The sequence below is a fragment of the Bacteroides sp. LFL-34 genome, from assembly GCF_027257075.1.
In the GTDB taxonomy this organism is placed as follows: Bacteria; Bacteroidota; Bacteroidia; order Bacteroidales; family Bacteroidaceae; genus Bacteroides; species Bacteroides ovatus.
In genome coordinates this window covers 129,095-143,121 of the sequence record NZ_JAPQKZ010000015.1, presented here as the reverse complement: position 1 = coordinate 143,121, position 14,027 = coordinate 129,095, and the positions used below count along the sequence as shown (strand labels likewise).

At 43.7% G+C, this 14,027-nt stretch carries 9 protein-coding genes and 1 pseudogene; 9 read left to right on the top strand and 1 reads right to left on the bottom strand.

All coding sequences use genetic code 11. From position 1 onward, the window contains the following. Nucleotides 1-1,336, bottom strand: a 1,336-nt coding sequence (locus N5O98_RS11550) for a transposase (protein ID WP_269495691.1), incomplete at its 3' end; no start/stop codon positions are given. A 131-nt stretch (nt 1,337-1,467) separates the two neighbouring features. Here N5O98_RS11550 and N5O98_RS11545 point away from each other — a divergent pair. The 9 genes and pseudogenes from N5O98_RS11545 to N5O98_RS11505 form a co-directional block, all read left to right on the top strand. Next, a pseudogene (locus N5O98_RS11545) lies at nt 1,468-3,882 on the top strand (DUF5686 family protein); the annotation flags it as partial. Between the two features lie 108 nt (nt 3,883-3,990). Next, nucleotides 3,991-5,280 carry an inositol-3-phosphate synthase gene (locus tag N5O98_RS11540; protein ID WP_004300682.1) on the top strand — a complete coding sequence of 430 codons (1,290 nt, stop codon included), beginning with the start codon at nt 3,991-3,993 and terminating at the stop codon, nt 5,278-5,280. 162 nt (nt 5,281-5,442) lie between these two features. Then, the gene (locus tag N5O98_RS11535) at nt 5,443-5,922 is read left to right on the top strand and encodes a phosphatidylglycerophosphatase A family protein (RefSeq protein WP_004311319.1); all 480 of its coding nucleotides are present in this window, start codon (nt 5,443-5,445) and stop codon (nt 5,920-5,922) included. A gap of 14 nt (nt 5,923-5,936) precedes the next feature. Next, nucleotides 5,937-6,404, top strand: coding sequence for a GtrA family protein (locus N5O98_RS11530; RefSeq protein ID WP_004311318.1), 468 nt, complete (start codon nt 5,937-5,939; stop codon nt 6,402-6,404). A 104-nt stretch (nt 6,405-6,508) separates the two neighbouring features. Next, the gene (locus N5O98_RS11525; protein WP_009040796.1) at nt 6,509-7,159 is read left to right on the top strand and encodes a CDP-alcohol phosphatidyltransferase family protein; all 651 of its coding nucleotides are present in this window, start codon (nt 6,509-6,511) and stop codon (nt 7,157-7,159) included. Nucleotides 7,160-7,327: 168 nt separating this feature from the next. Next, the gene (locus N5O98_RS11520; RefSeq protein ID WP_004326585.1) at nt 7,328-8,245 is read left to right on the top strand and encodes a phosphatase PAP2 family protein; all 918 of its coding nucleotides are present in this window, start codon (nt 7,328-7,330) and stop codon (nt 8,243-8,245) included. A gap of 108 nt (nt 8,246-8,353) precedes the next feature. Next, complete coding sequence (locus N5O98_RS11515; RefSeq protein WP_032851591.1) at nt 8,354-9,364, top strand: lysylphosphatidylglycerol synthase transmembrane domain-containing protein; 1,011 nt, start codon at nt 8,354-8,356, stop codon at nt 9,362-9,364. Between the two features lie 133 nt (nt 9,365-9,497). Further along, nucleotides 9,498-10,670 (top strand): iron-containing alcohol dehydrogenase, encoded by a 1,173-nt coding sequence (locus tag N5O98_RS11510; protein ID WP_004314277.1) that lies wholly within the window; start codon nt 9,498-9,500, stop codon nt 10,668-10,670. 219 nt (nt 10,671-10,889) lie between these two features. Then, complete coding sequence (locus N5O98_RS11505; RefSeq protein WP_118161546.1) at nt 10,890-14,027, top strand: SusC/RagA family TonB-linked outer membrane protein; 3,138 nt, start codon at nt 10,890-10,892, stop codon at nt 14,025-14,027.

The window sequence follows — 14,027 nt, the reverse complement described above, 5'->3', positions numbered from 1 at the left end:
TATCCGATTCTCCCTTTAGAATGTATTTGCGTATCTGATTCTGTGAAACTCTCTGTGTTTTACTTCCGTTTTCAATGCTCTCATTATGCTCCTTGACTTCCTTCCTCTTTTGTTGATACATTTTTCGCAAGCTGGATGTTATCCTTCCAATAAGTGCGCCACTGATTTTACTCCCCATTTTTTGTGCCAATATTTTTCGGGTAATACAGCCCGCACTAATGATTGTAGCCAGTTCGGATACATATTTAAGAGCTGTCTTCTGTTGCTCATTCAAGTATGCCCCTATTCTCCTGTTGTGAATGAGCTTATAAATGTAGCGACTTTTCTTGCCCAAATGCGCGGCTGTCTGCTCAATGGTCATCCCCTGCATTTTTAAGTTCAGGCTTTCCCTGTATATCTTCAATTTTTCTCTGTGTCGGACATCTCCCATGTTAAATATGTCCTGAAGAATTAACGAAGAAGCCGTGTCTCTGTCAGGATATTCGTATTTGAGCTTTTGCTTGGTCTGACGAATCATTTTCTCTATTTCCGGTATCATCGTGTCCGTCATATTCTTGGTTAGATGGAACCGGTCGCAGATTTGTGTAACACCAGGGATTATTCTGTTTATAGCCTCTGTGAAACATCTTCCACGGTCTCTCGTTATATATTGTATTTGAGGATTCCGGGCGAGCCAGTTATCAAGCGCTTCTCCGCTTCTATCCTCTAACAAAGCAATAGGCATGTGTGTCATCTGGTCTACGACCACACTCATATAATCCTTACCTTTTTTATAGGCAAAATCATCAATACCTACATAAATACTTTTATTATGCATAGGATTATGTTGCCCGCACTGTTGTAGGATGCGTAAGCAGGAAGAGCTACTGGCCGTTATATGGAACAGCTGCAAAAGAGAAGAGGCCTTTCGGGAAGTAAGTTCCAAGCTTATCGATCTGATGCGTTCCTCAACAAGATAGCTCCGTCTACCATACCGACGAGCCAGAAAAGACAACGGTTCGCAGAATATTTTTTGCGGACAAGAAACATTGTCACAATAATATTTACCAACCTTTATGACTAACTCCAAAGTATGACCGTAAACTTCAAGATCCTGAATATGACGGGAGTAGTAACTGTGCAATCGGTGACTGAAATGTCCGCAATAAGGACAGGAAGCCCCCTTGCCAGCCGTATGTAAAAAGACCGTCAATGAGCCAACAGCTTCAGAGATACCATCTTGTTGCAGATTATCGTAGCCAAGACTGAATCTGAAATCATGGAATAATCCCCTATTTGTAGGAGTATTTTCTTTTTTTGATGTATATTTGTACGTTGTAGATATGACTTGTTGCATTGTAACTCTTAATGATGTGGTGTCTTTAAAGTTACTAAAAAGCAAACATATCTACAACTTTTAATAGGATTAAGAAAGAAGAAGACAGTTGAAATAAAAAAGAGATTACCACCAAATTTGACGAAGAACCCTTAAAAGACACGACCGAAGGAACTACTACCGGAAGCGACGGACGCTTTTACTTCAAAACCCACCGCTCCGAAGCAGTGCTTGTAATCTCTGTAATCGGATATAATGACTATGTCCGCACCATTCGCCCTGCCCGTAATGCATCCTATAAAGTAGCACTTGCGCCTACCGAATACGCGCTTGGTGAAGTGGTAGTCAAACCCAAACGTGAGCACTACCGGAAGAAAGATAATCCCGCCGTAGAATTTGTCCGCCGCATGATTGAAAGCCGTGACAACTACTCTCCCTACGAGAAAGACTTCTGGCAACGCGAACGTTATGAAAAGACCACCTTTGCGTTGAATAACTTCGATGAAGAGAAACAGAAAAAATGGCTATATCGTAAATTTGATTTCCTGACGGAATATGTAGATACTTCTGCCGTTACCGGTAAACCGATTCTGACGGTATCAGCCCGTGAACTGCTTGCCACAGACTATTACCGGAAATCTCCCCGTTCCGAGAAGCAATGGGTGAAAGGACGCAAACAGGCCGGTGTCGATGAGTTTCTTTCTAAACAAGGGATGCAGGCAGCCATCAATGAAGTCTTTAAAGACGTCGATATCTACGAAAACAACATTTCCCTGTTTACGAATAAGTTTGTCAGTCCCTTGTCCCGTATCGGCACAGGCTTTTATAAATATTACCTGATGGACACGTTGCAGATTGCCGGAGAGCCTTGTGCAGACCTTGCTTTCACGCCTTTTAATTCCGAGTCTTTCGGTTTCAACGGACACCTGTATGTGACGCTCGACTCTACTTACTTTGTTAAACGTGCCGTATTCAACTTTCCCAAAAAGATAAACCTGAACTTTGTAGACTACATGTTGCTCGAACAGGAATTTAAGCGCGCTGAAGACGGCACACGCCTGCTCGATCATGAAATTATCACTGTTGAGTTTAAACTGACCGAAGGACAGGACGGTATTTTTGCCCGCCGGGTAGCGGATTACAGCAACTACACCTTTACGCCGACTGCCGAAGCCGACAAAGCCTTCACCAAACCCGAACGTATTATTGAAGAGACGGAAGCCCTGTCGCGTCCCGAAACATTCTGGGCGGAGAATCGTCCGCAAGCCGCCATCTCCCAGCAGGAAAACTCGGTAGACCGCCTGATGACACAATTACGCAGTTATCCGGTGTATTACTGGACGGAGAAAGTGCTTTCCATTCTCTTCACGGGATATATTCCTACCTCCAAAGAAGCGCCACTTTTCTATATCGGCCCGATGAATGCCACTATCAGCGGTAACACATTGGAAGGCCCCCGTATCCGTGCCGGAGGTATGACTACCGCCTGGCTCAATCCGCACCTGTTTGGCAAAGGATATGTGGCTTACGGGTTTAAAGATGAAAGAGTGAAAGGATTGGCGGAACTGGAATATTCTTTCAAGAAGAAGAAAGAATACGCCAATGAATTTCCCATCCATTCATTGAAATTGCGTTACGAATCAGATGTGAACCAGTATGGACAAAATTACCTGTATACAAGCAAAGACAATGTGTTCTTGGCCTTGAAACGTGAGAAGGACGACCGTATCGGCTATTTCCGGCAGGCGGAGATGACCTATACCAATGAGTTTTATTCCGGCTTTTCTTTCCAGTTGACAGCGCGTACACGGAAAGATGAGTCCTCCTACCTGATTCCTTTTTTAAAGAAAGAAGGAGATACCTACACCCCGGTAAAAGATTTCTCTATCAGTGCCGCAGAGTTGAAGTTGCGTTATGCTCCGAATGAGAAATTCTTCCAGACTCAATGGAACCGTTTTCCCGTATCGTTGGATGCACCGGTGTTTACCTTGTCTCATACCATTGCCGGAAAAGGAGCGTTGGGCAGCGATTACACTTACAATCATACCGAAGCCGGTATTCAGAAACGCTTCTGGTTTTCCGCGTTCGGCTATACGGACGTTATACTAAAAGCAGGTAAAGTGTGGGATAAAGTACCTTTCCCGTTGCTTATCATGCCTAATGCCAACCTTTCTTATACCATCCAACCGGAATCTTACTCGTTGATGAATGCGATGGAGTTTATGAACGATGAGTATTTCTCGTGGGATGTTACTTATTTCCTCAACGGATGGCTGTTCAACCGGGTACCGTTGTTGAAAAAACTTAAATGGAGAGAAATAGTTTCCTGTCGTGGATTATATGGACATTTGAGCGATAAAAACAACCCGGCTTTGAGTGACGGTTTGTTCGCTTTTCCGATAGAGAACACACAAACAATGGGAAAAACACCTTATGTGGAGGCGGGTGTCGGTATTGAAAACATTTTCAAGGTGTTACGTTTGGACTATATCTGGAGGCTCACTTATCGTGATTCGCCCGGGATTGACAGATCAGGCTTGAGAATAAGTCTCCACATGACCTTTTAAAAGTTAAATCCTGCTAATTGCAATGTTTATATGACAAATAAAGACCGTATTAGTAATTAATTAATCTTATTTTTGCATCAATTTTAGTTTAATTTTAATAGAATAGAAATGAAACAAGAAATTAAACCCGCTACCGGGCGTCTTGGCGTATTGGTAGTTGGAGTGGGTGGTGCGGTAGCTACCACGATGATTGTAGGTACACTAGCCTCTCGCAAGGGACTGGCAAAACCGATAGGATCTATTACACAGTTAGCCACAATGCGCATGGAGAACAACGAAGAAAAACTCATCAAGGACGTTGTGCCCTTGACGAATTTGGAAGACATTGTTTTCGGAGGATGGGATATTTTCCCGGACAACGCATACGAAGCTGCTATGTACGCCGAGGTTTTGAAAGAAAAAGACCTGAATGGAGTAAAAGAAGAGTTGGAAGCTATCAAACCGATGCCGGCTGCTTTCGATCACAACTGGGCAAAACGTCTGAACGGTACACACGTGAAGAAGGCTGCTACCCGTTGGGAAATGGTAGAACAACTTCGTCAGGATATCCGCGACTTCAAAGCTGCTAACAACTGCGAACGCGTAGTGGTGCTTTGGGCTGCAAGTACTGAAATTTACATTCCGCTGTCTGACGAACACATGTCACTCGCTGCTTTAGAGAAAGCAATGAAGGAAAACAATACAGACGTGATTTCTCCGAGTATGTGTTACGCGTATGCTGCTATTGCAGAAGACGCTCCGTTCGTAATGGGTGCTCCTAACTTGTGTGTGGATACTCCTGCTATGTGGGAATTCTCTAAACAAAAGAATGTACCTATCTCCGGTAAAGACTTTAAGAGTGGTCAGACATTGATGAAAACCGTATTGGCTCCGATGTTCAAAACCCGTATGCTGGGTGTGAACGGTTGGTTCTCTACCAATATCCTCGGTAACCGCGACGGTGAAGTGCTTGATGATCCGGACAACTTCAAGACAAAAGAAGTCAGCAAGCTGTCTGTAATCGACACTATCTTCGAACCGGAAAAATATCCGGATCTCTACGGAGATGTTTATCATAAAGTACGTATCAACTACTATCCTCCCCGCAAAGACAACAAAGAAGCATGGGACAACATCGACATCTTCGGATGGATGGGCTACCCGATGGAAATCAAGGTGAACTTCCTTTGCCGCGACTCTATCCTTGCAGCTCCTATCGCTCTTGACCTTGTGTTGTTCAGCGACTTGGCAATGCGTGCAGGTATGTGTGGCATCCAGACTTGGTTGTCATTCTTCTGCAAGAGCCCGATGCACGATTTCGAACATCAGCCCGAACACGACTTGTTTACACAATGGAGAATGGTAAAACAGACATTGCGTAACATGATTGGTGAAAAAGAACCTGATTACTTAGCTTAATCAGTAACCCCAAATAATAAGTTGAGATTGAGATTTACCATCCTATAAAGACTGGTGGATGCTCAACCTCAACTTTTACTTTTTTATTGTACAAATTCCCCATTCGTTTGGGGGACTCGTGACACAACCGACTCGTAGTTTGTAATTAGTAATTAGTAATAAATGAAGCGTCCTCCCTTTCTACCTGTTTTTATAGGCACGGGCTTTGGCTCCGGTTTTTCTCCTTTTGCTCCCGGCACGGCTGGGGCGTTACTGGCTTCTATCATTTGGATTGCACTTTATTTTCTCTTTCCTTTCTCTTGGGTATTATGGCTGACTGCCGCTTTGGTGATTGTATTTACATTCGCCGGCATTTGGGCTGCCGATAAGCTGGAGACTTATTGGGGAGAAGATCCTTCGCGTGTGGTAGTGGATGAGATGGTGGGAGTGTGGATACCGTTGTTGGCTGTTCCCAATGATGACAAATGGTTTTGGTACGTGATTGCGGCTTTTGCCTTGTTCCGCATCTTTGATATAGCCAAACCGTTGGGCATACGTCGTATGGAAAGCCTGAAAGGTGGGGTAGGGGTCATGATGGACGATGTTTTGGCGGGAGTGTATAGTTTTATATTGTTAGTGGGAGCGAGATGGGTGATTGGCTGAAAAAAGTTGCACGGATGATTTCCCAGAAAGGCGGCATCTTCATGTTTTTGAGGGCGCAGCTTTCTGCTCAAATGGCAACTATTGCAGACTTTCTCGTTACGATTCTTCTGGTCAGGCTGTTTGATGTCTACTATGTATATGCCACCCTGGCGGGGGCTATCTATGGAGGAATCGTTAATTGCGTTATCAACTATAAATGGACTTTTAAATCGAAAGGAAAGAAAACACACGTTGCTGTAAAATTTATCCTTGTATGGGTTTGCAGCGTTTGGCTCAATACGTGGGGAACGTATGCACTGACGGAATCATTGGCGAAGATTCCCTGGGTACGCAACACACTTAGCCTGTATTTCGGAGATTTCTTCATTATCCCTAAAGTGGTAGTGGCAATCATCGTGGCACTGTTTTGGAATTATAATATGCAGCGCTTTTTTGTTTACCGGAATATAGATATCAGAAGTTTATTCGGAAAAAGAAACTGAAAAAACGGATTGAAAAGACTGATGAGAAAACGAAAGAATTAGATATATACAGATTGAGAAAACAGAAGATTTAGATAAAAATAGCTATAAACAGATTTAAACAGATGAATTACAGAGATTATTTACAACAGTTGATTTATAAGATTATCAATCCCCTGATACGCGGAATGATTAAAATAGGAATCACTCCTAACTTTATCACCACTACCGGATTTATCCTGAATGTAGTAGCGGCAGGTATGTTTGTATATGCCGGCATATATGGCGGACAGAACGATTTAGCCATTATCGGCTGGGCAGGAGGTGTGATTTTGTTTGCCGGACTGTTCGATATGATGGACGGACGTGTAGCTCGCCTAGGCAACATGAGTTCCAAGTTCGGTGCGCTTTACGATTCAGTACTCGACCGTTACAGTGAATTGATGACTTTCTTTGGTATCTGTTACTATTTATCAATGAAAGATTATTTCCTTTATGCACTCATTGCATTTGTGGCACTAATCGGTTCACTGATGGTAAGCTACGTGCGTGCCCGTGCCGAAGGCTTAGGAATTGAATGTAAAGTCGGATTCATGCAACGTCCGGAACGCGTAGTGCTGACCAGTCTCGGAGCTTTGTTCTGTGGCGTTTTCAAAGATATCACCGTTTTCGAACCAATCCTGATTATGATTGTTCCTCTGGCTTTTGTTGCCCTGTTTGCCAATATCACGGCATTTGCTCGTGTGAGACATTGCTACAAAGTGATGAAAGAATGAATTAATTTACTGTTGGACGATTTACTATTTACATCGTACATCCTAAATAGTACATCGTAAATAGTCCAATAGTAAATAGTCCAATAGTAAATAGTCCAATAGTAAATAGTCTAATAGTAAATAGTCTAGTTGTCTAATCAAAACATTATAATGATAAAGAATATTCAAATGCCGTCGAAGAGAGAAGCCCTGACTGTGACAGTCATTATGGCTCTTTTCCTTTTGCTGACAAGTATCTTCATCGGGCTTCGTTCCGAGCACCTGTTAATGGCGGTACTCTATTTAGTTTTATTTTTTGCCGGATTACCTACTCGTAAGTTGGCTGTGGCCCTGTTACCTTTCGCCATTTTTGGAATCTCGTATGACTGGATGCGTATTTGCCCCAACTACGAAGTGAACCCAATTGATGTGGCCGGACTGTATAATCTCGAAAAGTCTCTTTTCGGAGTAATGGATAATGGTCTTCTGGTTACTCCTTGCGAATACTTCGCTGCACACAACTGGCCGATAGCGGACGTTTTTGCCGGAATCTTCTACCTTTGTTGGGTTCCCGTTCCCATCCTGTTCGGTCTTTGCCTGTATTTCAAGAAAGAAAGAAAAACCTACCTTCGCTTTGCGTTAGTATTCTTGTTTGTCAATTTGATTGGTTTTGCCGGTTATTATATTCATCCGGCCGCTCCGCCTTGGTATGCCATCAACTACGGTTTCGAACCGATATTAAACACACCGGGTAATGTTGCAGGATTGGGACGCTTTGATGCATTCTTCGGAGTAACCATCTTTGATTCTATCTACGGGCGTAATGCTAATGTTTTTGCGGCAGTGCCTTCACTGCATGCGGCCTATATGGTAGTTGCATTGGTGTATGCCATTATTGGTAAATGCAGGTGGTATGTGGTTACTCTTTTCTCTATTATCATGGTCGGCATTTGGGGAACAGCTATTTATTCATGCCATCATTATATCATTGATGTATTACTTGGCATCTCTTGCGCGTTAATCGGTTGGCTGGTATTCGAATACATATTGATGAGAATCCCGGCGTTCAAAAGATTCTTCGAAAGATATTATACGTATATAAAGTAAGATTATATGTGAATAAAGTGAGATATATACCCATACAAAAAGCAAGTATATACTCATATAAAAGCAGATATATACCCATATAAAAAATAGATATAAGTCTCACAAATAGTGAAGAACAAGTACCGTAATATATTTCTCGCTTTTGGTATCATTGCCGTTCTGATAATGATATTCACTTTTGATATGGATTATCAGGAGCTTTGGCTGAATTTGAAGCGTGCAGGGGTATATTTACCTTTGGTTTTGTTGCTATGGCTGTTTGTCTACCTTATTAATACAGTATCGTGGTACATCATCATCCGTAGTGGTGGTAAGACGGGGTTTTCATTTGTCCGGCTCTACAAATTCACAGTAACAGGTTTTGCGCTTAATTACGTGACTCCTGTTGGGCTGATGGGAGGCGAACCATATCGCATTATGGAGCTGAAACCCTATATAGGAATAGAACGCGCCACCTCTTCCGTGATTCTTTATGTGATGATGCATATCTTTTCCCACTTTTGCTTTTGGTTAAGTTCAGTGTTGCTTTACGTTTGTCTCTATCCGGTGGGGTGGATGATGGGGATAATCTTAGGAGCTATTACTGTCTTTTGCTTGCTGATTGTTATTCTTTTTATGAAAGGCTATCGGCAGGGGATGGCTGTGGCTTTTGTCCGTATGGGTGGTCGTATTCCTTTTCTGAAAAAGAAAGTATTTCATTTTGCAAACGCGCATAAAGAGAAGTTGGAGAATATAGACAAACAAATTGCCCTTCTCCACCAACAAAAGAAACAAACCTTTTATAGCGCCCTCTTACTGGAATATACCGCCCGTGTAGTCAGTTGTCTTGAAATATGGCTGATACTGAACGTGCTGACCACCCATGTCAGCTTTGCCGACTGCTGCCTGATTGCGGCTTTCTCTTCTTTACTTGCTAATCTGCTGTTTTTCCTGCCTATGCAATTGGGAGGTCGTGAAGGTGGCTTTGCCCTCGCCGTAGGCGGCCTTTCCCTTTCCGGAGCTTACGGAGTCTATGCCGCTTTGATTACCCGTATACGCGAAATGGTCTGGATTGTAATCGGACTTGTACTAATGAAAGTAGGAAATTTTAAACAATCAAAAGAAAGATATTCTGCTTAAATTTATAACTTTGTCTGATCTATAAAGACTCTTATGAAGGGCTCTATAAAAGAACTTATAGAAAAACTTGTCAAAGGAGTTCTATTTGGATCTATAGAAAAGACTGACGAAAAGACCTATAAAGAAAACGACAATGAATAATTTTATCTTTTACAGCCCTACTGAATTCGTGTTCGGTCGGGATACGGAAGCGCAGACCGGAGTGTTAGTACAGAAATACGGTGCACGCAAAATAATGATTGTTTATGGTGGCGGTTCCGTGATACGTAGCGGCTTGTTGGCCCGTGTTGAGAAATCATTGCAGGAAGTAGGTATTCCCTATTGCATGCTGGGTGGTGTACAGCCTAACCCGATAGACACGAAAGTGTATGAAGGAATCGATCTCTGCCGGAAAGAAAACGTAGACATGATGCTCGCCGTTGGTGGTGGCTCTGTGATTGATACGGCGAAAGCCATTGCAGCCGGAGTTCCTTACAACGGAGATTTCTGGGATTTCTACATCGGAAAAGCCATTGTGACGAAAGCATTGAAAGTAGCCGTTGTGTTAACGATTCCTGCTGCCGGAAGCGAAGGTTCCGGTAACACCGTCATCACGAAAGTCGATGGCTTACAGAAATTAAGCCTCCGTGCTCCCGGTGTACTACGTCCTGTTTTTGCCGTGATGAACCCCGAGCTGACCTACACACTTCCTCCTTTCCAAACCGCCTGCGGCATTGCCGATATGATGGCACACATCATGGAACGCTATTTCACCAACACGAAAGATGTAGAAATAGGCGATCGCCTGTGCGAAGGTACCCTGCTTGCCATCATCAAAGAGGCAACTACCGTCATGAAAGACCCCGAAAACTACGGAGCCCGTGCCAATCTGATGTGGTGCGGAACGATCGCCCACAATGGAACCTGTGGTGTAGGTTGTGAAGAGGACTGGGCTTCCCACTTCCTCGAACATGAAATCAGCGCCATCTATAACGTGACTCATGGTGCCGGACTCTCCGTAATCTTCCCTGCCTGGATGACATGGATGACAGAACACAATGTGGATAAGATAGCCCAATACGCCATCCGAGTGTGGGGAGTGGCAGAATCAGACGATAAAAAGGCGGTAGCCCTTGAAGGAATTTCCCGTCTGAAATCCTTCTTTACTTCCATCGGCCTGCCTGTGACCTTCAAAGAACTTGGCATTGAGAATCCCGACATCGACCGCCTTGCAGATAGTCTGCACCGGAATAAAGGTGAATTGGTAGGCAACTATGTCAAATTAGCGAAACAGGACAGCAAAGAGATATACCGTCTGGCATTATAAAAAAACAGATATAACCGACAGCTGCATCATTTGCCTTTTGATAGAGGATAAATGATGCAGTTATTCTTTTTGCTATTGATTAATACCTAAACAGAAGCAAAAAAAAATTGCTTTAATTATATTTTGGTATAATAGTTGTGTAAAATACCTAAAATTCGTGATTGCTCCGTCTATCATATAAGAATACTTTTGCGGGTGTAATAACTATATATATCCGTTATGCAAAAGCTAAATTCCGGGGCTTTGGATAGAATCTTATTGTTTGTATACATTTTATCACTATCTACTAATGCAATAGCCCAAAACAAAAATAATTCAAAAGAGACATATCTTCTTCCTCCACACGGAAATTATGTTTATGGCCGGGTGATTGAGAAACTCTCTAAAGAACCGATGGTAGGAGTGACGATTCGTTTGGATGGTCATTCTACTGGTGTAATTACCGATATAAACGGTTGCTATGTATTGACCCTGCCCGAAAAAGGCGGTCTGGTTATCTATTCCTACATCGGTTTTGAAACCCGTAAAATCAAAGTCACTTCCCGGCAGAAAGTCGATGTGCAGATGGTAGAAGCTACCGAAAGTATTCAGGAAGTGATTGTAACCGGCTATAACTCCATACAGAAAGAAAGTTTCACTGGAAATACCACAAAGATAGAGAAAGAAGACCTGTTAAAAGTCAACCCGAACAACCTGATTTCGGCCATTCAGACTTTCGATCCCTCTTTCAGAATACAGGAGAATCTGGCTGCTGGTTCCGATCCCAACAGCCTGCCTCAATTCGTCTTGCGTGGTCAGACCGGTATCGGAGAAACGACACTTGGGCAGACCTCCACCTCCTCCATTTCGCGGGAAGTGCTAAGCGGTAATTCCAACCTGCCTATCTTCATACTGGACGGCTTTGAAGTCGATGTAGAAAAGATATACGACCTCGATATGAATAGCATCCACAGCATCAATATCCTGAAAGATGCTGCCGCCACTGCCATGTACGGTTCACGTGCGGCCAACGGAGTAATTGTCATTGAACGGCGTGCGCCTGAAGCCGGAAAGTTCCGTGTACAGTATTCCGGAGTACTTTCTGCCGAACTGCCGGATTTATCCTCCTACAATCTGGTGAACGCCCGTGAGAAGCTGGAAACCGAACGCCTGGCAGGACTATATGACAGCAACACCCCGGAAATAGACCCCTATACCAACGGTTACTACCAACGACTCAATAATGTACTGACAGGTGTCGATACCTATTGGCTTTCTCAAGGACTACGCACGGCTCTGAACCATAAGCACTCCGTTTTCATAGACGGTGGAGAAAACGACGTGCGCTGGGGAGTGGAACTGGGATTCAGAGGAACGGAAGGAGTGATGAAACACTCTTCCCGTAAGAATGCCAATGCCGCTTTTTATGTAGACTACCGCATTGGCGGACTACAAATAAAGAACAAAGTGACCTACACTTATAACAAAAGTACAGATGTCCCCTTCAATTCATTCAGCGATTACTCCCATTTACTTCCTTATATGCGTCTGTATGATGAAAATGGCGATTATGTGCGCCGTCTCGAAAAGTTCGACGGGGCTAGCGGCACACAAGTAAATCCACTGTACGAAATCAACTTCTACAACAGCTTCGACCATTCCGGTTATGATGAAGTAACCGATGATCTTAGTCTGAATTGGCGTATCACCGACGGTCTGCGTCTGCGCGGTCAGTTTTCCGTCCTGATGAGAAATTCTACCGGTGATCTGTACAAAGATCCCGCATCGGCCAGTTATTCAGCCAGTACAGGCAACATCAATGGTGAAAAAACAGAATCCACACAAAAGAGAACAGTGATAGACGGAAGCCTGTCACTCATGTACAACAATACCTTCAAGGGACACAATCTCAATATCTGCTTGTCCTCCAACATGAGACAAACGCAGAGCACTGCTTCCGAAACACGTTACCGGGGATTTCCGGGTGGCGACCTTGTCTCTTCAAACTATGCGGCAGAAGTATACGGAAAGCCCAGCAGCTCCGATAATACCACCCGCTTGGTAGGAGCCTTGCTCACTTCCAACTACACCTACAACAATATCTATCTCGCCGACCTTACAGGACGTATCGACGGTTCTTCCGAATTCGGTTCCGATAAAAGATGGTCCATGTTCTGGTCAACAGGAGCAGGAATCAACATTCATAATTATGATTTTATGAAGTCGAATGAACTCTTTTCCATGTTGAAGTTCCGTGTCTCCTACGGACTGACCGGAAAGACCAACTTCTCCCTCTATTCGGCCAAAGATATGTATCAGCTGCAAACAGACAGCTGGTATCCCACAGGCTACGGTGTATTCCTCTATCAGATGGGAAATCCGAACCTGAAATGGGAACGTAAATACACCCTCGACTATGGAGTTGAAATCGGACTGTGGCACGATAAAATCTATCTGAAAGCCTCTGCCTACGACGAGCGTACCATCGACCTGATAACCGATTATACCATCCCTTCCTCTACCGGATTCACCTCCTACAAAGAAAACATGGGAAAGGTGAAAAACACCGGCGTCGAACTGGAACTGCGGGCACGACTTTACAGTGACAGAAACTGGCTCTTCCAGCTCTACGGCAGCTTTGCAAGAAACAAAAACACGATTATTGAAATCTCCCAGGCAATGCGCGACTATAATAAAAGAGTGGAAGAACTGTTCAGCGGATATAACCCCGAAAGCAGCTCCGATTCAAAATATGCTAAAACATACCTGAAATATTACGAAGGAGCCTCTCTGACCTCTATTTACGGGATGAAGTCATTGGGAATCAGCCCCACAAACGGCAAAGAAATCTACCTTCGCCGGAATGGTGACGTTACCGATGTATGGTCTGCCGACGAATGGACCATTATTGGCGATACAGCTCCCAAGGGACAAGGCTCATTCGGTTATACCCTGTCCTATAAACAGTTATCCATGTTTGCTTCTTTCCTCTATACTTTTGGTGGAGATGCTTACAACAATACCCTCGTCTCCTATGTAGAGAATGCCGACATTAAAAATGACAATGTAGATAAGCGGGTATTGCTCGACCGTTGGCAGAAACCGGGAGACATAACCACCATGAAAGATATTCGTGACCGTAATGTCACCACCGGCGCATCTTCGCGTTTTGTACAGAAAAACAATACCCTGCAATGGAGTTCATTGACAATGAGCTACAATTTCCGTCCCGAACAATTAAAGAAACTCCATCTGTCCGGCCTGCGTCTTTCGTTCACGATGAACGACCTGTTCTATTGGTCTACCATCCGTCAGGAACGGGGACTGGATTATCCTTATTCGCGTTCATTCAATCTGACTACTAACATCATATTCTAA